Here is a 23692-nt window from a genome sequence, read left to right as displayed (position 1 = left end):
TGTTACGCTTGTGTAGCAGGAATAAGCTCCAGCTCGTTCATATCCAATACAAAACCGTATGTCTTTAAAATATCGAGTCCAAGCAAACCTTTGTGAGACTGGGGCAGCATACCGACATCAATCTCAAAATTCTTGATACGCAATTGATCGATAACGATTTCATCCATTACCTTCGTATAGAATGGCACCGTCCCGCCAATGCCATATGCTTCATATACGGTGTCGCCGTTATCAAAGGACACTCCGATTTCTTCTAAAACGTCCGGACTGATAATCGTATGCGAAGAGCCGGTATCGATGATAATATCCGTCAGCCGCAACTCTCGCCCACGATAAGAAACAGTAAGCGAGGTTGTCAAAAGCCGACCATCGTAACAAATCCTCATGACCCTCGCCTCACTCGAATTAATGGGTCTCTACGTAGGTGTATCACGCATTCCTCATTGGATGTATGATATACGATGCTACCGGGTTCCGCGCTGAAAAAGGCCTTGTTTGCGTCACTCTCGGCTACCTTCCGAATCGGAGCCATCTCCGTAATAATTTTCTTATCGTCTTCCTCACGATAGTCGAGTATCGATAGATGAACAAATTGGTCAGGAAACAACTCCCGTACTTGTTGCCAGTTCAATTGGATCTCCTCCTTTACTCGTACTCTCTATTAAGAGTATCACAATTTTCATTAGGAGCAATCGACTTGATGATTCACGCCTTCGGAATCTCATGCTCCAACGCAACGCTCAGCGCCCACCGATTCGTCGAATGGCCCTGTACCTGCTTCACCTTACCCATGCGCGAAGCCGTTTCGACCGCGTCCATGTAGCCGGATGCCGGTTCGATCGCGAACGTATAATCGTCGAAGCCGCCGTAGTTCGCCCAGATCGCCAAGTACGGCGTCTCCTCCGGGTCGAACCGGAAGACGATGCGTTCGCCCGTCGCCGGATCGGCCAGGCCGGCCTCGCCCGCTTGCAGCGGCGCCTCGAAATAATACTTCTCCGCGGCTTCGCTCTCCGCTCCCTCTAACGTGGATAAATCGACGCCGCCGCCTTCGGAGGTCGAGGCGAACGGATACCGAGCGAAGTCGAGCGGCTGTCCGATTCTGCCATGATGCGAGTAAGCAACCTGTACGCGATCCAGCGCCGGGTCCGTAAGAATTCTCATCCCGGGGCTGATTCTTAAGAGCGGATGCGCAGCCCATAGATAGGAGAACGGATGCGGCGTCCCGTTATCCAGCCGGTATTCGATCCTGACTTCGGCGCCCTCTAATGTCACTCGTTTGCTCAGCCTGTAAGGCACCTGCACGCCTTCGATGTCCAACGCCAATGCATCTCCGTCGATCTCCCATCGCCAAGGCAAGCACCACACCTCGCCATGATCCGGGAATGCCGCGCCCCGCCACGGTTCGTCCGGACACGGGCACGCATCGATCGTCGGGAACATCTCGTCCCAACCGCCCCGATCCCCTTCTCCCCATCCCATGCCGTAACGGAGCGGCTCCCAAGCTCGATCCGTCCGGTGAATCCATTCCCTCCCCGTGCGCTTGTCGACGAGAGAGACGATCTTCCCGCCTCTGCCGGGTACGATCCGTACCGCCAACAGCTCATTCTCCCCGAGGATGCACGTATAGCCTTGCTCCGAATATTCGCTCCACGCGACCGATCCCATCCGCTGATTCCTCCTCATGTCGACTTCCATCGTCTTAAGTAATTACCCTTACTATACCTGAGGTCGACTCGGGTCTCCATTCACGATAGACGGATTATGATGGACGATATTCTCGCCTACCTTGATCCTTATTATAAAGAAAGAGCCTGACCGACTGGTCAGGCTCTTGCACGCTCTATACGAACCGAATCTCGTCGATCCAGATCGTCCCGCTGCCGCCGTGCCAGAACGTCATCGTCAGTTGCCCCGGGGCGCTGCGGTTGACCCCGTTGGCGACCAGATCGATCTCGATATCCTTGTACGCGGTCGTCACCGTGTTGCCGCTGAAGTCCGCGAGTGTCTTCTCCACGCCGCCGAGCGACAGCTTGAAGTGGGACTGCTCGCCGCCGTTCGCGCCCTTCACTCGCACGATCATCTTCGTGTAGCCGGTAATGCTCTGCGTCACGTCGGTGCCGAGCCAACCGTTGTTGCTGTACTGCAGCTTCAGCGCGCCGCTCTCGATGACGCCGGAGCCGTTCGAGAAGCTGTTCGCGCCCGCCCACTTGCCCAGATCGTTCGAACCCGGCCAGCTTGGCGAACCGTCGAAGTTGTCCAGCAGCAATCCCGTTCCGCCTCCGCCGGAAGCGCTCGTCGCGTCGGTGATGGAGCTGCTCGACGCCGATACGTTGCCCGCCGCGTCCTTCGCCCGAACGGTGAAAGTATACGAAGTGCTCGCCGCGAGCCCCGTGCTCGTATACGAAGTCGTCCCCGTCGAACCGACGAGCGTACCGCCCCGGTATACGTCGTAGCCGGTTACGCCGACGTTATCCGAAGCTGCGTTCCAAGACAGGCTGATGCTCGTAGACGTCTTGCCCGTGACGTTCAACCCGTTCGGCACGCTCGGCGCCTGCGTATCGCTGCCTCCTCCGCCGCCGCTCGTCGCGACCTGGATTCGGTCGAAGTCGGGCGCCCAGCCGCTCGGATTGGATAGCTTAATGGTATTAACCCCCGCCGCCAACGCCACTTGCGTCTGCACCGTGCCGACCGTCGTCCAACCGCCCGTGTTCGGGAAGTTCAACGTGACCGCGGAACCGCCGTTAACGCTCAGCTGCGCCGACCGGGTCGCGTCGCCGTTCAGATAAGATACCGTAATCGTCGCCGTACCCGCCGACGCGGCGTTAACGCCGTTAAATTGCAAAGTGCCGCCGTTGTTGCCGACATACCCGACCTTGCTGCCGCCGGAGCACGATCCGCACGAGCTGACCGCCGCGCCGCCCGCGAGCGTATTGCCCGAAGCTTCCGCTTCGTACGTCGTCGTGGTTCCGCCGCCTCCGCCGCTTGCCGACGTCGTCGCCGTCAAGGGCGAGCTTGCCGCCGATACGTTGCCCGCCGCGTCCTTCGCCCGAACGGTGAACGTATAGGACGTGCTCGCCGCCAGACCCGTATTCGTGTAAGAAGTCGAAGCCGTCGACCCGACGAGCGTGCCGCCTCTGTACACGTCATAACCCGTCACGCCGACATTATCCGTCGATGCGTTCCACGATAGCGATACGCTGCTCGAGGTGACGCCCGACGAACTCAATCCCGAAGGAATCGAAGGCGCCTGCGTGTCGCTGCCGCCTCCGCCGCTGACTCCGCCGTCGTACGCACCGCTCGTCAAGCTATAAGTCAGCGTATTATCGGACTTCAAGCTGCTGAACGAACCCAAATTCTGATCGGAAGGATCGCCGCCGATGCCGACTTTGCCGATCGGCGTACGTCCGCCCGCATAGTAGTTCGCGTTCGCGAACCGGACGCTCGGCTTCCAGCCCGACGGATCCAGAATCGCCAATGCCAACGTATACGTTCCGTTCGCCAATCCGCTCGGAATCGTGAACGACCCGTTTACCGTATTCGTCGCCGGCGCGTTATTGTAAGTCCTCGTGCCCGCGTTCCAATCCGTGCCCGGCAGCCATTGCCGGATGTCGGCATTGAACAGGCCTTTCCACGCCACCGTCTTGTCCGCCCGCAGCAAGCTCGCTTCGACCGGCCAATTGTAATAGAACGGCGAAGATCCTTTGTTCACGACGTTAAACGATACGTTCATCGTGCCGCCCTGCGATACGTTGCCCGAGTAAGACGCTTGATTGATCACGTACCGATACCCGAGCACCTTCTGCATCGACGTCGCCCCCGCGGCCGACGCGGAGTTGCCCGCGTTGTATTCCGCGATCCAGCCCAAGCTCGACGTATGCGTCTTCATGATCCAGTCGATGACGTAATTCGTATTGTTCACGTTGCCGAGCGTGCCGTCGGGGCTTCCGCCCAGGTTCGACTGATCGCCCCAGTCGTACGCGACTTCGCCGCTGTTGATCTGCGTCCGCCACGTGTCCCGGGCGATCTCCCCGTTGCCTCCGGACGCGTCGTCCGGCAGCGCGAAGGAATCCCATTGGATGCCGAACGGATAGTTAACGAACGTATCCGGATAGCGCACCATGACCTTCTTGTTCGGGAACGCGCTGACGTACGCATCACCGAGCGCCTGCTGGAAGCTCAGCGGAATGCGATCCGTTCCGTCGGCGAACTTGGCCGGCCAGATATGCTGCTCGCCCCAGTTGCCGAACAGGCCGAATTCGATCGCCGCGACGCGCGGATCGTTGTTCCACGCTTGTCCGAGCTTATTAATGAAAGCGACCATGCGGTTCTTGTACGTCTCCGAAGTCCATTGCGTGGCCGGATCTCCATGCGGAATGCCGTCCGGCCAATACTCGCCGACGTTCGGGTAGACGATGACGACGCGCGGCACCACCTTCAGGTTGCGATTCTCCAACCCGGCCCAAGCCGTATTGCTCCAATCCTTGATCTTCTGCACGGAATCGGAAGCGAGATTCTCCAGACTCGTATACGGAATATAGTGCTTGTAGATCGACGTGTACTCCTTGTCCGGGAAGTTGTTGCTCCCGATGTACACCGACGGCCTGAACCCCATGTTCGGGTTCTTGAACGCTTCCGACGTCTCGGATAGATTGACCGTGAGCGTCCCCACCGCCGCGTTCGCCTCCTTGCCCGGCCAACTCGACGCTCCCGCGGCCACGACCAAAGCCAAGGACAGCGACAGAATGGATGAACCGATTTTCTTCCTCATTACTGATTCCTCCTCAATGAAATTTACATTATAAGCGCTTACATATTGGAGCAAACGAATAGGGAGCGTCAGTCAAGACCCCCCTTATCGCCTTACCCTTTATGCGCGCTGAATGCAACGCCTTCGATAAACCGCTTCTGGAAAATGAAGAACATCACGATCATCGGGATAACCGCCATGAACGCCCCCGCCATCAGCACCGGATAGTTCGTCGCGAACTTCGAGACGAGCGTCGCGAGGCCGGCCGATAGCGTCAGCTTCTCCGGCGAGCTATTAATGATGAGCGGCCACTGCAGCTCGTTCCACGACCACAGCAGTTGAATGATGACGACCGCGACCAACGCCGACTTCACGAGCGGAAGCATAATATGCCAGAAGATCTGGAACGGATTGCAGCCGTCGAGTACGGCCGCCTCCTCCAGCTCTTTCGAGATGCCGAGGAAAAACTGCCGCAGCAGGAACGTAGCGAACGGACTGATGAGCGCCGCGATCCACAGCGCCGTTACGGTGTTGACGAGGCCCATCTTGCTCATCATCAAATATTGCGGCGTGTAGAAGACCGGGTTCGGCACCATCATGACCGAGATAATGAGAGTGAAGCACAGCGTTCTTCCGGGAAACTTGATTCTCGCGAAGGCGTACGCGGCCATCGAGCTGAAGATGACCGGGAACAGCGTCTTCATGAGCGCCGAGAATGCCGTGTTGATGTAATAATGGCTGAATTCCGATTGCTCGAACGCTTCCTTGTAGCTTTCCCACCGGAATTCGGTCGGGAAGATCACGATCGGGATTTGCGTCGCCTGCGTCTGCGTCTTGAGGGAGGTAAGCACCATCCAGATGAACGGGACGATCATGGCGACCGAGGTTGCGATCAGCACGAAATGAATGACGAGATTAACTTTACGGTTGGATAACAATGCGCCGCCCATTTTGTGCCTCCCTTAGTCGTATACGACCCATTTTTTCTGGAACAAGAACTGCAGTCCCGTCAGGATCAGGTTGATGACGAGCAATACGTTCACGATCGCCGCGCCGTAGTTCTGGTCGTAATACACGAACGCGTTCTGATAGTAGGCGTACACGAGCGACCGTACCGACGGCAACGCGACGTTCGTCTTGCCGATCAGCAGGTAGATCGCGTCGAACACCTGAGTGGCGCCGATGATGAGCACGATCGACGTGAAGAACAGCGTCGGCGTGAGCAAAGGCAGCGTAATGTAACGGAACTTGTTGAATCGAACGGCGCCGTCGATCTCGCCCGCTTCGTACAACGTCTTCGGAATGCCTTGCAAGCCTGCCAGGATCAGCAGCATGTTGAAGCCGATCGCCGCCCACACGCCGACCAAGACGACGGAGTACATGGCCAATCTCGGATCCGACAGCCACGAGAAATGCGTTCCGAGCACATGGTTCAGGAAGCCGTAATCTTGCGCGAACAATACGACCCATACCATGGCCGCAGCGGCCGGCATCGTCACTTGTGGCAAGAAGAAGATGACGCGATAGGCGGATTGCCCTTTGATCTTCGAGTTCAGCAGCACGGCGAAGAACGTGGACAGGACGATCGTGGCCGGTACGAACAACACGACGTAGTACAGCGTGTTGCGCAGGTTCTGCCAGAACTCCTCGTCGTTGAACAACTTCTCGTAATTGCGCAAGCCGACCCAATGATTCACGAGCCCGAAGTTCTCGGACTTCAGGAAGCTCAAGTAAATGGAATACAAAGCCGGCCAGAACCAGAACACCAGCGTTCCGATCAATGTCGGAGCGATCATGGCATACGCCCAAATGTATCTGCTTCTAGATGTCACCGCGGCCACCTCTTTCTTTTATCGAAGGCATTCCGCAAGCGCGGAATGCCTTCGATTCTCTGACTATTCGTTTCTTTATTGCGCGTCCGCGATCGCTTGGTTCATCATCTCGGCGACTTTCTTCGCGCCTTCTTCGATGGTGATCGCGCCGCCCCACGCTTGGGACATGATTTCCGATTCCTTCGCGAACCAGACCGGATACGATTTCGATCCGCTCGGATACGGTACGGCGTCCGCGACTTGATCGATGAACACTTGCAGGTTCAGGTCGGGCTTGGATTTCACCCATGCGTCTTGCGTGCCGTTGAACGCCGGGATCGCCGCGCCCATCTCCGCCGTGATTTCGGCAGCGCGCTTGGAGCCCAGGAACTGAAGGAACAAGCCGGCTTCATCTTTGTGCTTGCCTTTGGCGGACATGACGTTGCCCAGGCCGTTGATGATGTTGCCGCGTTTGACTTTGCCTTTCGGAAGCGGAGCCCAGTTCCATTTGCCCTTGATGATTTCGCTGCCGTAGATGTCCGCGTTGCGCCACGAGCCTTCGAAGATCATCGCGATCTTGCCGGACTTGAACATCTCGGTCGAATCGGTATCCGTCAGCTGTTGGTGCGTCGGAGAAGCGCCGTCGAGAACCATCTGGTAACGGGCTTTCAGCGCTTCGATGGAAGCCGGATCGTCGTAGCCGGATTTGGACATGTCGTCGTTCAGGACGTAGCCGCCGTTAGCCAGCATGTCGTTCCAGTAGCCGACTTGCGTATCCATCTTGGCCGCGAAGCCGTAGATGCCTTTGTCCGGTTGGGACAGCTTCTTCGCGACTTCCGCGAGCTTGTTGTAATCCCACGTGTCGTCCGGATACGGGATGCCCGCTTGGTCGAACAGTTCTTTGTTATAAGCAAGGCCGATCGTGTCGAAGTCCTTAGGAACCGCGTAGTTCTGGCCGTCGAGCGTATAGATCGAGCCGAGGTTGGCCGCGTAGTTGTTCAGATCGATGAGGCCCGATTGTACTTTGTCGGTGATCGGCTCGAGGAAGCCGCCCGTTCCGTACTTGATGAATTGGCCGCCGTGCATCCAGAACACGTCCGGAAGCGTACCGGCAGGCGCCGCCGCGGACATCTTCGTCCAGTAGTCGCCCCATGGGATGACTTCGACCTTCACCTTGATGTTCGGATTTTCTTTCGTGAATTCCGCCGCGATCGCTTCCATCGCAGGCTGTTGGATCTTATCCCAGATCGTATAGCTGATCTCGACGTCCTTGGCAGGCTTATCGCTTGCCGGCTCGCTTGCCTTCTGGGTCGATTGTCCGCCCGAAGCGGATTCGCTTGCTTGGTTGTTATTGTCGTTGTTGCCGCCGCAAGCCGTCATGACCATCGTGAATGCGAGAATCGTGCCCAGCAAGTAGGCTGACTTTTTACCGTTCTGCCACATCTTCGTTTTCCCCCTAATGGATAGTCGGATTGTCCCCGTCGCGAGTTTGTTCCGGAAAATTTGCGCAAATTTTCCGAAGCATTGCATCAAGAGCACCTTTGACATCTTCATCATAAACACTAGCTCCGCACAAAGAAATGCCGAAATTTAAAGATTCTTGCCCCATTTTTAAGAACGTGTTCCCAAGATTACGAGATCGATGCATAATACTCGGTAGGCAAATATTTGCCTAAATGAACGAAATACATGAATCCATTCATCGGAGAAAAAGGGAGAGATCTCGGTGATCAAATTGAAATTGGCCGTCATCGGCGCGGGAGCGCGCGGCTTCCTCAGCTACATGCCCTACGTCCTCAACCACCCGCACGAAGCGGAGATCGTGGCGGTAGCCGAGCCGGACCCGCAACGAAGAGCCGAATTCGCGAAAGCTTTCAAATTAAAGGATAGCCAGACGTTCCTCTCCTGGGAGCAGCTGCTGGATAAGCCCAAGCTATGCGACGCCTTGCTGATCTGCACGCAGGACCGCATGCATTTCGAGCCGACGATGCAGGCGCTGCGCAAAGGGTATCACGTCTTATTGGAGAAGCCGATGTCGAACAACCCGCTCGAGTGCTCACTCATGACGGAAGAAGCGACCAAGCGCGGGCGCCTGCTGTCGATCTGTCACGTCTCGCGCTATACGCCATTCTGGCAGCAGTTGAAAAGCTTGATCGCAGGCGGCCGCATCGGCGACGTCGTCTCGATGCAGCACAACGAGAACGTCGGCTACCTCCACTACGCGCACAGCTTCGTTCGCGGCAATTGGCGGAATTCGGACCTGTCCAGCCCGATGATTCTCGCCAAATCGTGCCACGACATGGACTTGATCCGATGGCTGGTCGACTCGGAATGCATCCGGGTGAGCTCGTTCGGCTCGTTAAGCCATTTCCGCTCGTCGAACGCGCCGGCCGGCTCTACCGAACGGTGCACGGACGGCTGCGCGGTCGAAGCTTCGTGTCCGTACTCCTCGACTCGATTCTACTTGCAGGATCTCGAGGCCAACCCGTTCGCGAGATTGATCGCCGACCCTCCTACCGTAGACAACCGGATGAGAGCGATTCAGTCCGGGCCTTACGGCAAATGCGTCTATCGGACCGACAACAACGTCGTCGATCACCAGGTCGTCAACATGGAATTCGAGAGCGGCGCGACGGTCATGTTCAGCATGTGCGGACTTACGCGGGACATTAACCGGATCGTTCAGATCATGGGGACGAAGGGCGAGCTGCGGGGAGACCTCGTCACGGGAACGATCGATCTGTTCGAATTCGACGGCGGCGTCCGGACGGTCGTGCAGGCATCGACGGCAGACGGGGGCCATCAAGGCGGAGACGACGGCATCATGCGGCAGTTCCTGTCCGACCTGCGGGAACGGCGCTTCGAGAACAACCTGACTTCCGCCGAAGCTTCGCTCGAGAGCCATCTGATGGCGTTCGCGGCCGAGCAATCCCGCCTACGCGGCGGAGAAGTCGTCGATATGAGAACGTTCCGTTCGATGACGGGCCTGTCGCAGCTGGCTTGAGCTCATGCGTCGCGGGGGTTTGGGCCCCGGCGACGCGGGAGTTTGGGCTCCGGCGACGCGGGGGGTTGGGCCCCGGCATGTATTCGGTTTTTCGAATACAATTCCTCAGACATTCGGGTAATGGGCAGATGTGTATGATTTTTCATATACATCTGCCCATTTTCGTAGCCGCGCGTCAAATAGACTCGAAATTTCAAATACACCGAAGAATTTGACCCGTTCAGCGCGACTTAAACACAATTTTTCGCATACATGCCGATTGCCGATTGACTCACTAACGTTTCTCCAGACAACAGGAGCACATGCCTTCGAATCTCTTCGAAGTCATGTGCTCCCTGTTTTTCACGCTCTATCTAGTTCATGAATTGCACGAACTGCAAATACCGTTTCAGCATCACGGCCGCTTCCGCCCGGCTTGCGTTGGCTGCAGGCACGAGGGCGTTACTCGCGTTCCCTTGAATGATTCGGGCTTCGACCAATTCGGCCAACGCCGCTTTCGCCCAAGCTCCGATGGAACCGCCGTCCGTATACTTGCCAAGTATTGCGCCGTCCGTACCCGTTACTTGAACGGACTTGTTCACGTACTTCAACGAGCGAGACAGCATGACGGCGATCTGTTCGCGCGTCACGAGATCGTTCGGCTTGAACGTGCCGTCGGCGTAACCTTCGACGATGCCCGCCTCGACGGCCGTCGCGATCGCGTCCGCATGCCATGCCTTCCCGTTCACGTCGCCGAACGCGGCGGCCGTGCCCGAAGAGGTCAATCCGAGCGACCGGACGAGCAAGGCCGCGAACTCCGCGCGGGTAATCGATTGGTTCGGCGCGAAGCTGTCCGCGGTCGTCCCCTGTATGATCCGCTTCGACGCCAACAGCTCGATATCCGTCTTCGCCCAATGTCCCTTGAGGTCCGCGAACGTCTTGCTGCTCGAAGCGACGGCGTACAGGCTATTGCCGTTGCGCTTGATGACGACTTCCGTATTGCCGTTGCTGCTTGAGAAGGTTGCCGGCACGAAGCTGAACGTCCCCGTAGCCGGGTCGTACAAGACCGCGGTAGACGTGTTCGGATCGACGGATCCCGGAAGGATGATCGATCTCTCCACGTACGTGCTGCCGAAGCTTCCCGCTTCGACCGTCTTGCCGTTGGCGCTCGCGGTAATCTTGTAATCGAATGCGGAGGACAACAGCGCGAGACCGTTCGTATTCGCTTGCTTATCGATCTGATCGGCCGCCGCTCCGGAGACTTTGTCGATCGTAATGCCGATCGTCATCTCTCCGACTTTCACGCCGAGCGAGTCGGCCAACGCTTGCAGATCGACCGCTTGGACCGGAACGCGGTAGTCGCCGGCATCGGTTCGCACGACGAGGATCGCTTCCGGCGTACTTTGCGCCGAACTAGCCAACGCGGAGGCAGGAACCTCGACCCTTACGTTGCCTCCGTCATTGTCCACTTCGACCGTAACCGATTTCGCTCCGCTGCCGTTGCCTTGAAGCGCTTCGAAGGCAGCTTGGAGTTTGTTCGGATCGACGGTCGCGACCGTTTCCTGCTCGCCGTTCGCATTCGCCCGGCGAGTCGTCTTCACGGCGTCTTGACCCAGCTTGACTCCGTTACTCGTCGCTTCCGGATTCGATGTCGGCGGCGATGTCGTTCCGCCGGACGGCGGGTTCGAACCGGAACCGGAATCGGTCGATACGGTTACCGTGAATGCCTTCGAGAAGTTGCCGTCGGAGGACGTAGCCGTAATGACGGTTTGGCCGATGCCTACAGACGTGAGCAAGCCTGCGGCGGATACATAGGCAACATTGCCGTCTGCCGAAGACCACACGACTCTAGCGTTGCTCGCATTGGCCGGCGCTACGGCAACTTCGATCTGCTTGGTTGCGCCCGGAGCCAATCGGAACTGCTCCGCCGTACTCGCGGTTAGGCCCGTAACCCTTGCCGGCGCTTCGGCCGCGCTATTCGCCACCGCTACGCTGCCCAGGCTTAGCCATCCGTCGCCGATTTGACCGGCATTGGCGAAGCGGAACGTCTTGGCGTTCGCGTTGACCTGCTCCAACGGGTTGACGTAACGCATGAAGATCTCATAGCTTCCGTTCGGCAATGCCGGATTGTTCGTCGATTGGAACAGCTTATTGTTATCGAATCCGTTCGTATTAGGCAGGATGTCCTTCAGATCCCAGCCCGGCTCCCATATGCGCACGAAGCCGTTGCCGGACTTGGCGGCAAGCTCCACCTTCCAATCGTAGTAGAACGGCGCTACGCCTCTGTTCTCCAGCTCCGCCGCTACCTTCAGATTACCGTCGGCCGCATCCAAGTAGGCGGTCGGCACATGATACTCGTAGCCCATGTCGCGGGAACCTTCCGTCGCTCTTGCCAGAGCCGTCGGCTCCAGCGGCGTTTGGAACACGCCTTGCGTAATCAACCACGATGCGTGGGTCAGCTCGAGGCTCGTGTAGTAATCCTCGCCTTGGGCGCCTTCGATCGGCGTCGATGGTTCATTGTATTTCGGCGGGTCGTTATTCCACATTTTCACCTGGATTTCCGGTCTCATCTCTCCGCCCATGCTGTTCGTCTTCCAGAACTCGTTCGCTCCCGCGTCGTTCACTCTGCCCCAGAAATGCCAGCCCTGTCCGCCCAAGCTCGGCGGAAGCGTCTGGAACGCGAACGAATCGTCATGATAGCCGACGTCGAAGTTCTTGGTCTTCAGGTCGCTGCTATCCTTCGGATATCTCAATACGAGCTGCGTCTCGTCGAACGCATTGTCGATATCGGTAAGAACCCGGTTCAGGTTAGCGTCGGTCGGCATCAGGTTAGGCGACTTCAAATTCCCGTCGTAAGGATACGTGTGCCATTCTCCCCAGAACCCGATCAAGCCGATCATGATGGCTCCGATGCGAGGGTCGCCGTCGTAACGGGAGCCGAGCGCGGCGATGAAATTGTCCAACGCGCCCAATAACCGCTCGTCGTTATAGTCCGGCGCCAGGCTCGTCGCGTCCTTGCCATTGTCGAATTCCGTATAGCCGTGCGTCGCAACCCCTGCATCGATCAGGAATTGCGGAATGCCCGAGGGCTTATTCGGGTAGTCCAGATACACCCGGAATACGGCCTGGTTGCCTCTGGAGGCTACAGCCGCAAGCCGTTTGTCCAGCTCGGTCCAGTTAAAGTCGTTCAGATTGTTCATCAGCTTGTTAAGCGGCAAGTAGAAGAATTCCATGCTGTACGGCAGTTGGGTCGGCCGATCTCTCCAATCGTCGCCGACTTTGAAGTAAGCTTCCTCCGAAGCATCGTAGAACGGAAGGAGGCCCTTCAACGGATTGTCTACCGGCGCGTCCTGGAACGCGAGCGCATGCGTTCCGTCTACCGTTGCCCAGGAAGGCGCGCTCGGATGGTCGACGGGATCCGTCGTCGATCCGCCGCCGGATCCGCCAGTCCTGCCCGCTAACGCGTAGATGCCGACCTGATCTATGCTGAGGACGTTATCGGCCTGATTGACGGGACTGAAGCCGAATTGAATTTGAAGCACCTTGCTGGCGTCGAACGTCGCATTGCAGGCGTCGCAGCCTTGCCATGCGGATTGGACGAGCGCGCTCCAAGGGATTCTGACCATCCCCGTGTAACCCGCGGCGATCGACAGAGATCCGCCGCCGAGCGTCGTCGGCTTCCAGCCGTCGTCCGCATCATAGAACTGCACCGTTCCGCCGGCCTTCAACGAGAACTCGCCTTTCGGCGCGTCCGTCACCAGCGAGATGTTCAGATCCATGCCCTTGTTGCTCGGCGACGTATTGTCGACCCAGAACGTAAGCCCGTCGAATGCCGACCAATCCGAATCCGTCCCGGTGAAGGCGACGCGCTTAATATTGACCCAATCGGATGTGGATTGGCCCTGAGGAGGAGTCACCGAGAATTTCATCGATTGACTGCCGTTCGAATACTTCGCGTCGTTAATCGATCGAAGCGTAGAAGGCACGCCGGACTCCCAATCGATCTTCCAAATGCTTTGCAGAGCGGCATCATCCGCGTACGATTCGAAATCGTCCAACGTCTTATCCGCCCGATAGAGCTTGATGTCATCGATCGTAATGACGTTATTCGCGTATTCCGCCGGCGGGTAGCCGAATTGAAGCCCGGTTACTTCGCTAGGATCCAACGCCGCTCCGCAGTCCGCCTGAACGCCGTCGCATTGCCATGCGGATTGCACGAATTGATCCCAACCGACTCTCACGACGCCCTCGAAGCCTGCCGGAATGCGCAGCGAGCCGCCATTGAACGCCGCGGGCTGCCAGCTTCCGTCCTCCGCGATCGTCTGCGCCGATCCGCCTTCCTTCAACCCGAATTCGCCTTTGGCAACGGGCGTCTGAAGCGCGACGTTCAAGCTGAAGTCCTTGCCGTCGCTCGTCGTATTGTTCACCCAGAGGCTTAAGCCGTCGAACTTCGACCAATCCTTCTTGTCCGAAGGGATCGAATGGCCGATATTCGCCCAAGTCGAAGCGGCGTTCGCGACCGCAAGCTTCAAGCCCTTGCTTCCGCTCGCCGAGCCGACCGTTCTCGTTACCGAGCCCGGTATGTCGGACCACGCTTCGGACCACGCTTGCCCGATAGCCGCGTTATCCGCGTAGGACTCGAAATTGTCGATCAATCCGGGAGTCGTCACCGGCGGCGTGCCCGTACCAGGATCCGTATCCGATTCGATTCTGTCCGTCAGATAGATTTCGTCGATATAGATCGTGCCCGTCGTATCCCAAGTGTTTAGCGATATCGCTAGACTCCAAATATCTTGCGATAAATCTACTCCGCCTGCCGCCAAGTCGATTACGATATCCTTGTAGCTTGTCGTAATCGTGTCTCCGCTGAATTGACCGAGCGTTTTATTAACGCCGCCAATGCCCAGCTTGACCAGACTCTCTTCGCCGCCGGCCTCTCCCTTCGCCCGAATAACAAGCTTATTCATTTCCGATAGATCGGGGCCGATTCCAGACTCGAACCACGCATTATTCTTTACCTGCAGCGTTAACGCGCCGTTCTCGACAACTCCGGCGCCGCCTCCGTTCGCGAAGTCGTGAGCACCGGACCATTTGCCCAGATCATTCGACGTGCTTGCACCCCACGCCGGCGTTCCGTCGAAGTTATCGACGAGGAGCTTCTGCGGAGGATCCTGCGGCGACGTCGGCGGCGCGGAGCAGTCCGAATCGCAATCCCCGATTAATACCGGCCCCAAGTTGAGCCAGCCGGCAGCGTCTTGATCCGCGTTCGCGAACCGTACCTTCTTCGCCTTGACGCTCGTCTCTTCCAGCGGATTGACGACCTTCATGACCAAGTAATAATAGCCGTCGTTCAAGTCCGGATCGGCGATCGTCGTATCGTAGTAATAAGGCTCGCCGAACGGGACGTACTCGGGATCGCCGTCGACTCCCCACTCCGGATACGTTCTGATCTGCACCGGCTGAACCTTCGTAATATCCCAGCCCGTCTCCCATTGCTTGACGAGCGTCCCCGACGCGTTCTTGACGCCCAGCTTAACCTCCCACGGATAAGCGAACGGGGCTACGCCGTTATTCTGAACGGTAACCCCGACCTTCAACGGATCGCCTTGCGCGACATCGTCGTAATAGGCGCTCTTCACGTTCAGATCGTAGCCCATCTTCCGCACGCCCGCGGCAACGGTTGCGTCGCCGGCGCTATAGTTGCTGATGCCTCCCTGGTTGATCATCCACGTCGCATGCGTCAGTTCGATGTCTTCCAGCGCGTTATCGACGTTAGTGCCGCCGCTGAAGAAAGTTTGCTGAATTTCCGGACGCACTTCTCCGCCGATGGACTGCGTAATCCACTTATTCTCGGAGCCCGCGGCCAGCATCTGGGTCATGAACGAATAATAAGCTCCGCCCATGCTCTCCGGCTGCGTGACGCTCTCGAGCGGATCGCCTTCCTTGAACCCGAAGGAGTCGTCGTGATAGCCGATATCGTAATCGCCCGCGTCAGGCAGCTTCGGATAACGAACCTCAAGCTTGGTGGCGTCGAAGGCGTTATCGTACGCGGCGAAAATCGTGTTGATCGTCGCGTCGCTCGGCATGTAATTCGGCAATCCGTCGGCCGTATCGTCATCGTATGGCCACGTGTGCCATTCCCCCCACAAGCCAACGAGCCCCATGTGGATGTATGCGATCCGCGGATCGCCATCGTACCTGTCGCCGAAAGCGGCAATAAAGTTCGTCAAGTAGGCGATCATGTCCGGATCGTCGTAATCCGGCTCGTCCTGATTCCAAGACGGGTTATTGCGTATCGTGACGTTATCGCGAATAAACTGCGGAATGGCGTTGGGTTTGTCCGGATATTCCAGATAGACCCTCATCGCCGCCTGATTCCCTCTTGCCGCGATGGCGTTCAATTGCGGCTCCAACCCCGCATCGAAGGTGTAAGTATCGGGCCCGCTCATGACCGCGTTCAACGGGACGTATACCCATTCCAAGCTGTGAGGGAACGAAGTCTCCGTCTCCCACGGATAGAAAGGCGCGAAGCCTTTCAGCGGATTGTCCAATGGACTGAGCGCCGGAGTCAAGTCATGCCGGGTCAGGTTGCTATCGACCGCGGGACTCGGGAACGGATTGGTCGGCACGCGGGATGGATCCGGGTCCGCGTAAGCGACGCCGGCGGCATTGCCGGAGAGCGTGCTCAAGAGCAAGCAAGCGATCAGGAACGCTTGGAAAGACGCCTTCTTGAAGGCGCGTAAGGATAATGAATGCAATCGAAATCCTCCTTGTTCGCTTTCTGCAGTGAAAGCGTTATCATTGGTGCGTATACACGTAATAGGCAATGAAGCATGGGGACGTACATGCGATGCTTCCGAAGAAATTTGCGCATAATCTCCTCGGCACGACCTGTCAAAATGCTCAAGATACTTTAACCATAGAGCAAGAAGAACTGTCACGAAATACCACATTTTTAAGATTGCTGTCCGAAATCTTAAGATCTTAATAACTGGGCCGGAATCTTAAATTTGTGGCGTTTCAACGCCAAATGCCGCTGATTTATGATGAAGGAACAAGCAGATAGACATCGACCCGGGGAGTTGGCTCAAGTGAGGTTTAAGACGAGGTTGCGTGCTGGATTGCTAAAGATGGGGTACTCCGTGGGGAACCAACTGTTCGTCTTGTTCCTGGTCAGCATCATCGGATTCGTTCTTTTGACCGGTTACGGGTCTTACTACTCGTCCCAAAGCATCCTGAAGGATAAACTGACGGACGCCTCGAAGCAGACGATCACGCAAGCCGGCGAGAAGCTGGATCTGATCTACACCCAGTACGACGAAAAAACCGAGCAGATCGCGATCAACAATCTGTTCCTGAAAGACATCAGAGACTACTTGAACCCGGAAGTGCCGGAAGTAGACCGCGCGCTGGCCAAGACGAAAATCCAAACGAAGCTGGACGATCTCGTTGCGGTCGACGATTCGTTGACGTCCGTTCAGCTGTACGATGCCGACGGACGATGGGTCGTATCCGGCAGAAAGCCCGCGATCGCGACGGAGGTCGCGAACGAATCGTGGTTCGCCGGCATTCGCTCCAACAACGGACAAGCGATCTGGCTCGAAACCTTACCCGAGGGCTACTCCGGAGGAGGCGAAGCCGCGATCGGCTTGACGAGGGCGATCGGGAATCAGGGCGCGGGCGAGTTTCTGGGCGGCTTGCTCTACGAGATCAAGCTCGACTTGATCGGCAGCGAGCTGGAAGCCGTCCGAATCGGAGACGGCGGCGTCAAGATCGTCGCAAGCGAGAACAATGCCTTGATCTATACAAGCTCCGCAAGCGATACCGAGAGCGCGAACGCCATGATACAAGCGATGGCAGAGCGAAGCGACGATAGCGCGAGCTCGGGGTTCGACTACGTGAAGGACGGCAACGGGATCAACCAAGCGCTCGTCTACGCGAGCTCGGAGAAGAACGGCTGGCGCACGCTGGCTTACGTGCCGGTCGGCGAATTCCTGAGCGAGACGCGTTCGATCTGGCGCAATACGCTCTACATCGCCGGGCTGTCGCTCGTATTGGCGATCGTCATGGGCTGGTGGATGGCGCGCCGGTACGGCCAACCTCTCATCCGGCTCAGAGAGCTGATGAAAGCCGGAGAGCAAGGCGACCTTCAGGTTCGCATGGTGTCGTCCCGGAAGGACGAGATCGGTCAACTCGCCGGCAGCTTCAACGGCATGATGTCGCAGATTACGGGGTTCGTCCATAAGACGGCCGACTCGGCCAAGCAAGTGTTGACCACGTCCGAAGAGTTGCTCAGCGTCTCTCAATCGACCGCAGCCGCGGCCGAGCGGATGACGAGAGCGAACCGGGAGATCGCCGCGGGCTCCGCCGAATTGTCCGGCGAGACCGAGAAGGTAAGCGGCATGGCATCGGAGACGACGAACCGAATGGGTTCGGTTATAGAGAGCAGCGTCCATATGGAGCGATCCGCGACCGAGCTCCGGCAGGCGGGACAGCAAGGTCAGGCTCTAATGGTTCAACTGCGCGGACAAGCGTCGGAGGTCGAGACGAAGACCCGGCTCATGGTAAGCAGAGTCGAGCAGTTGAAGGCGGGCAACCAGTCCGTGAAGACGGTCATGAACAAGCTGAACGACATCATGAAGCGGACGAACATATTGGCTCTGAACGCGTCGATAGAAGCCCATCGCGCCGGCGTCTCGGGCAAAGGGTTCATGGTCGTCGCCGACGAGATCCGGAAGCTCGCGGAGCAATCCAGGGCGACGATCGAGGGTGTCGGTGACATTACGAATCAAATCCTGCACGACATCGACCGCACCGCCTCGTTGATGGAAGAGACGTACCCGATTCTCACGAAGCAATCCGAATTGGTCATGAGCACGGACGAGATTTTCCGAACGGTACAGGAGCGGCAGAACGGGTTCCTCGGGAATCTGTCCGTCATGTCCGACGTCCTTCGCGACATGGAGCAATCGCAGATCCGGTTGGCGACGGCCATGGAGAACGTAAGCGCCATATCGGAGCAATCTTACGCGACGTCCGTGGAAGTGGCGGCGCAAGGTGACATTCAATCGCAGATCAGCAACCGTCTGCTGCAGCTGTCCGAACAGATGGCGGAGCTGTCGGGCGGTCTTCGGAGAGACTTGGATCAGTTCAAGTTCTGACGCGTTGAAACGCGAAAAAAGCGGCTGCTCCCGATATTAACCGGGGCAGCCGCTTCTTCGTTCGAGAACAATTAATCCAACGCTCCGTACACGACTTGGCGCAGACGAGGTTGCGTCTCCCGCTCCAAGTTCGGGAGCATCTGCTGCATATAGACGATCGAGAGCTGCTCGGCGGGATCGACGAGCATATAGGTTCCGGCCAATCCCGGCCATCCGAAGTGACCGATCGATCCGTTATTGCCTCCAACCGCCCGGTTCATCAGCGTCTGTACGCCTAGGCCGTAGCCGTAACCGCTGGAATCGCCCCCGAAATCGCGAAGTTGCCGTTCGTCCAGCTGATTCGTCGCCATGAGCGCGATCGTGCGCGGGCTCAAGATCCGCTCGCCTTCCAGCTGCCCCCCTTGCGCGAGCGCCTGGGCGAATCGGCTATAATCTCCGATCGTGGACAGCAACCCGATGCCGCCGCTCTCGAATCGGCAATCGGGTTCGTACCATCCGTCCATGGGCGGGTTATGACCGCTAGGGGTCAGCTTACCGCCCGGCTCGTAGTGATACAACGTGCATAGACGGCGTCGATTGTCATCGGTCAATCGGAACGCGGCGTCGCGAATGCCGAGCGGGTCGAAGATCTCCTTCTTCACGTATTGACCGAACGTCTGTCCGGACACCGTCTCGACCAACGCCGCGAGCACGTCGTGACTTAGGCCGTAGCGCCAGCGCGTGCCGGGCTCGAAGGCGAGCGGAATCGCCCCGAGCGCTTGCGCGAAGCTTCGCGCGTCCGACTCGCTCCGCGCTTTGTCCCACAGCTCTTGCGTTCGCCGCTCGGTATCGGTCGCCGTTCCGCCGTACGTAATTCCGGACGTCATCGAGAACAAATGCTTGATGCGGACCGAACCCGAAGCCGGACTCGTCGTCTCGTTCCCACCCTCGTCGATCCGGGCTACCTTCGGATTCGCGAACGCCGGCAAGTATTCTTCGAGCGGATCGTCGAGCAGGAAGCGCCCTCTCTCGTATAGCTGCAGCGCCGCGACGCAAGTAACGACCTTCGTCATCGAATAAACGCGATACAACGTATCCTCCGCGATGGGCTGCTTCTGCTCTCTATCGGCGAACCCGAAGCTTTCCCGATACAACGTCTCCCCGCGCCGCGTAACCGTGCAGGCGACGCCGGCCGGTCCCCGCTCGACGATTCGCCGGAGCAGCGGCGTCATACGCTCGTTCAGTCTGTCTCTCGCGCTCATGGACAATCTCCTCTCGATTAGCGGCTTATGCTCTTCATTATCCGAGTCTTGTCCGAGCATGGCAACCCCGCTGTCGGACTCGATTTATTCCTCTAACTCGATCGCCAGAACGTGCGCGTATCCGGTCGGCCCGCGTTCCGGAAGCCGAACGACCAACGTGCCGTAAGCTTGCGCGAATTCGGTCTCTCCGACGCCCAGCAGACGTACCGATTTGACTTTCTCCGTCTCCCTAAGCGAACGAATCACCGCTCGTCCGTCCTCGGGCCAGCGCATCTGAAAGGCGAACAGCGTTGATCCGCGCTTCGTGAACCGGTAATCGTCGGGCGTCCAGTTAACCGCCTCCTCCTTGAAGTGCTCGATAACTACGCTGGACGGGCCTTCCCCCGACACGCGGAACGGGCGCGTCCCGTAGACGGCCTCGCCGTTCGTTTTCGTCCACTTGGCGAGCTCCCGAAGCAGGTATTCGCATTCCTCGTCGATCGTGCCGTCCGGCTTTTGCGGAATATTGAGCAGCAGGCATCCGTTCTTCGCGATAATGTCGATTAAGATTTCGATCACGTGGCCCGGCTTCTTGTAGACGGTTCTCACGTTGTAGAACCAATCTCCGACGCACGTATCGGTCTGCCACGGATCCGGCTTGATGTCAGGTTCTTGGCTGCGCTCGATATCCAGCACGCCGACCGAGAAGACCTCGCTTCGCCGATCCTTCTGGTTATAGACGGCCCGATTAACGCCGCCGTTCAAGCTTGCGCTCGTGTTGTACAGATGCGCGACCGCATGAAGCCCCGCTTCGTAATGGCCTTCGCCGAACGGGAGCGCTCCGTCGGAATACAGCAAATCCGGTTGATACCGGTCGATGAGCTCCTTCATGACGTCGAACCAGCGCTGATGCCAACCGGGGTTCGAGCTGTACCAATCCAGGAGATCCATGTACTCCTTCTCCGCGGAATAGTGCTCGCGGTTCGCCAGGTAGAAATCTTCGTACGCGGGATCGTTGCCGTCGTAAGGAATGCCGGCGAACGCCCCCTCCTTGTCCGCCCCCTTGTTCCACGACCACCAACTGAATGTCGCTCCCATATGCTCGGTTAGCCCGAAGGGCAATCCCCGCTTCTTCGCGGCCGCCTGCCACAAGCCGACGATGTCCTTCTTCGGCCCCGTCTCGACCGAATTCCACTTATGAAGCTTGGAGCCGTAGTTGAAGAAGTGATCGTGATGCATGGCTTGCGCGACGAAGTACTTCGCCCCCGCTTCCGCATAGAGATCCATCAAGCCCTCGGGGTCGAAGTTCTCGGCTTTCCATCGTTGCACGATATCTTTGTAGCCGAATACCGAAGGATGACCGTAATGTCTCGTATGGTAGCGATAGGCATCCGACCCTTCGTTATACATCCCCCGGGCATACCAGTCTCCGTACATCGGAACGGATTGAGGCCCCCAATGCGACCAAATCCCGAGCTTGGCGTCCCGGAACCAATCCGGGCATTCGAAGGTTCGCAGCGACTCGAACGTGGGGACATACGGTCCCTGCGCGATCGACGCTTGCAAAGGCCGAAGTTTCGTTGACATGAATGAACCCCCTCTAATAGACGTAAGCCGCGTACTCCGGCCTCATCATCGTAGCAGTTGTGTGCTATGCTGATGAAGATAGATTCCTAACCTTATCTTGTAGAAAACGAACCCCATCGAAGCGAGTGGTTATCCATGGACGATTCCCGTCAACGCCTTATCCGGCTTTACTTGGCCAATCTGCGCGTCAACACGACCGTCGTCGGCTTTAATCCCGTCATGCCTCATTGGCGGGAGCTGGACTATCGGCCGGAGTACAACAAGTTCTACTTGATCGTAGACGGCGAAGGCTGGCTGAAGATCGGGGATCGGGAATTGTATCCGAAGCCGGGACAGCTCGCGCTGATGCCCGAAGGCGTCACGCAATCCTACTCGACCGTCGGCGACCGTTATTATACGAAATATTGGTGCCACTTCACGGCCAAGGTAGGATCGTTGAATTTATTCGACCTCATTCAGCCGCCATGGCTGGTCGACACGTCGGGAGACGACGAGCCGGCACGACTCTTCCGGGAAATGCTGGATCACTCGGTAAGCGATCGATTAAGCTCCGGCTTGCTGCTTCAGGCGGCGTTGCTCCGGCTGATCTCCTATTACGTGGAACGGGCGAACGGCGCCGGCCTTCGCATCGCGCGCTCGGAAGCCGGCGAGCAGCTTCGCAGCGTACTCGCTTACATCGACGAGCACGTGCGCGAATCGATTACGATAGCGAGCATGGCGGATCTGATCCACGTTCACCCGAACTATTTCATCCGGCTGTTCAAGAAACACTTGGGCGTATCGCCGATCCAATACGTGAATCGCAAACGAATCGAGGAGGCGAAATGGCTGCTCGCCTCGTCCGATTTGCCTCTATACGAGATCGGGCCGCGAATCGGCATTCCCGACGTATCCTATCTTTCCAAGCTGTTCAAAGCGGCTACCGGATTCTCTCCTAGCGCGTACAGATCGATGCTCGCCGTCGAACGTTAACGCCGTCGATTCCGGGGCATTGCTTCTTAGCCGGCGTTCTCACGGACCAACCCAAATCAAAAAAGGGGCCCCCTAGCCAACGCGACCTCCGGTTCGCGCGGCTAAGGCAAGCCCCTTCTCTTCTGCATTCGATTTCCTGACTATTCCACTAGCCGTTTCGACCGCTAAGTCCGAACCTTGCCGCAAGATTCGCGTTCGACGAGCTCGGTCTTCAAGCTGATGTTGACTTCGGAAATATACTTGTTCGTAATGAGCTCCGCGATCATCTTGACGATCAGCGGGCTGATGTCGTATCTGAATCTTCTAACGGTCGTCAGCGGCGGCATCATGAATTCGGATAGCTTCAGATCGTCGAAGCCGACGAGCGAGATGTCCTTCGGAATCTTCAGCTTCAGCTCGGCCAAGCCCTTCATCGCTCCGAACGCGATCATGTCGTTGAAGGCGAATATCGCCGTAATCGCGGGGTGATCGGCGAGCAGCTGCTTAACCGCTTGATACCCGTGAGCCGGATCGAACGCTCCCGCCGAGATCCTCGACTCGTCCCACGTCAAGCCCAGCTCGCGGAACGCATCCCGGCATCCGCGCAGGCGGTTCTCGTTCACCAAGTGACGGCTCGGGCCGGCGATCAGGCCGATGTTGCGATGGCCGAGTCCGTGCAAATACCGAACGACCTCGCTAGCGCCCTTGCGATTGTCGTAATCGATGAAGTTATGCGCGCTGTCGTAGCTTCTGCCGTTCGTCACCAAATAGGGGATGCCGCGATTCGCGAGCTCCTCCACCAGCTTATCCTCGATGAACGGATCGAACACGATCGCCGCGTCGATCTTCTTCTCCCCCAGCAGCCGATAAGCCGAAGAGGCCGCGTTCAAATCGGCCGTATGCGTAGCCAGATGGAACTGATGCCCGTACGCTTCGAACTGCTCCTTCAGATCGTTCAAGTCGGCGGACGACGCCGGATCGTTATCGAAGAAGTCGTTCGCGTCCGGAACGAATACGGCGATGCTGTAGGAGATGCCCGACAGCTTGGAAGGAGTGACGCCGGGTCTCAGATAGTCGCCCGCGATCTCCAGCACCTTCCGCCTCGTCTCCTCGGTGAAGTTCCCTTGGTTATTAATGATGCGGGACACGGTGCTGATCGACACGTTCGCTTTCTCCGCGATTTCCTTGAGCTTAATGGCCCATCTCCTCCGTTCGGGTACAACCTACACTCT

13 protein-coding genes are annotated in these 23692 nt (G+C 57.7%); 3 read left to right on the top strand and 10 right to left on the bottom strand.

What is annotated here, in order from left to right:
* Positions 1–2: 2 nt before the first annotated feature.
* The 6 genes from ACFQZG_RS05685 to ACFQZG_RS05660 form a co-directional block, all read right to left on the bottom strand.
* Positions 3–386 carry an aspartyl protease family protein gene (locus ACFQZG_RS05685; protein WP_378150592.1) on the bottom strand — a complete coding sequence of 128 codons (384 nt, stop codon included), beginning with the start codon at positions 384–386 and terminating at the stop codon, positions 3–5.
* 319 nt (positions 387–705) lie between these two features.
* The gene (locus ACFQZG_RS05680; RefSeq protein ID WP_378150591.1) at positions 706–1665 is read right to left on the bottom strand and encodes an aldose epimerase family protein; all 960 of its coding nucleotides are present in this window, start codon (positions 1663–1665) and stop codon (positions 706–708) included.
* Positions 1666–1840: 175 nt separating this feature from the next.
* The gene (locus tag ACFQZG_RS05675; protein WP_378150590.1) at positions 1841–4768 is read right to left on the bottom strand and encodes a fibronectin type III domain-containing protein; all 2928 of its coding nucleotides are present in this window, start codon (positions 4766–4768) and stop codon (positions 1841–1843) included.
* A gap of 92 nt (positions 4769–4860) precedes the next feature.
* Complete coding sequence (locus ACFQZG_RS05670) at positions 4861–5697, bottom strand: carbohydrate ABC transporter permease (protein WP_378150589.1); 837 nt, start codon at positions 5695–5697, stop codon at positions 4861–4863.
* A gap of 12 nt (positions 5698–5709) precedes the next feature.
* Positions 5710–6579 (bottom strand): carbohydrate ABC transporter permease, encoded by an 870-nt coding sequence (locus ACFQZG_RS05665; protein ID WP_378150588.1) that lies wholly within the window; start codon positions 6577–6579, stop codon positions 5710–5712.
* A gap of 75 nt (positions 6580–6654) precedes the next feature.
* Complete coding sequence (locus tag ACFQZG_RS05660) at positions 6655–8001, bottom strand: ABC transporter substrate-binding protein (RefSeq protein ID WP_378150587.1); 1347 nt, start codon at positions 7999–8001, stop codon at positions 6655–6657.
* Between the two features lie 283 nt (positions 8002–8284).
* Between ACFQZG_RS05660 and ACFQZG_RS05655 the strand changes: the two genes are divergently transcribed.
* The gene (locus ACFQZG_RS05655) at positions 8285–9562 is read left to right on the top strand and encodes a Gfo/Idh/MocA family protein (protein ID WP_378150586.1); all 1278 of its coding nucleotides are present in this window, start codon (positions 8285–8287) and stop codon (positions 9560–9562) included.
* Between the two features lie 353 nt (positions 9563–9915).
* Here ACFQZG_RS05655 and ACFQZG_RS05650 read toward each other — a convergent pair whose 3' ends face one another.
* Positions 9916–16299, bottom strand: coding sequence for an S-layer homology domain-containing protein (locus tag ACFQZG_RS05650; protein ID WP_378150585.1), 6384 nt, complete (start codon positions 16297–16299; stop codon positions 9916–9918).
* Positions 16300–16683: 384 nt separating this feature from the next.
* On the opposite strand from ACFQZG_RS05650, the gene ACFQZG_RS05645 reads away from it, so the two are divergent.
* Positions 16684–18702, top strand: coding sequence for a methyl-accepting chemotaxis protein (locus tag ACFQZG_RS05645; RefSeq protein WP_378150584.1), 2019 nt, complete (start codon positions 16684–16686; stop codon positions 18700–18702).
* 71 nt (positions 18703–18773) lie between these two features.
* On the opposite strand, the gene ACFQZG_RS05640 is transcribed toward ACFQZG_RS05645, so the two are convergent.
* Positions 18774–19943, bottom strand: coding sequence for a serine hydrolase domain-containing protein (locus tag ACFQZG_RS05640; RefSeq protein ID WP_378150583.1), 1170 nt, complete (start codon positions 19941–19943; stop codon positions 18774–18776).
* A gap of 84 nt (positions 19944–20027) precedes the next feature.
* Positions 20028–21509, bottom strand: coding sequence for an alpha-L-fucosidase (locus ACFQZG_RS05635; RefSeq protein ID WP_378150582.1), 1482 nt, complete (start codon positions 21507–21509; stop codon positions 20028–20030).
* 135 nt (positions 21510–21644) lie between these two features.
* Here ACFQZG_RS05635 and ACFQZG_RS05630 point away from each other — a divergent pair, with 135 nt between their 5' ends.
* Entirely contained in the window at positions 21645–22481 is an 837-nt protein-coding gene (locus ACFQZG_RS05630; RefSeq protein ID WP_378150581.1) for a helix-turn-helix domain-containing protein, read from the top strand.
* Positions 22482–22645: 164 nt separating this feature from the next.
* On the opposite strand, the gene ACFQZG_RS05625 is transcribed toward ACFQZG_RS05630, so the two are convergent.
* Entirely contained in the window at positions 22646–23641 is a 996-nt protein-coding gene (locus ACFQZG_RS05625) for a LacI family DNA-binding transcriptional regulator (protein WP_378151575.1), read from the bottom strand.
* Positions 23642–23692 lie beyond the last annotated feature (51 nt).

This window comes from Cohnella sp. GCM10027633, assembly GCF_042675445.1.
Classification (GTDB): Bacteria; Bacillota; Bacilli; order Paenibacillales; family Paenibacillaceae; genus Cohnella.
Note: the sequence above shows the minus strand (reverse complement) of the source record. Positions and strands in the feature narration are given on the sequence as shown.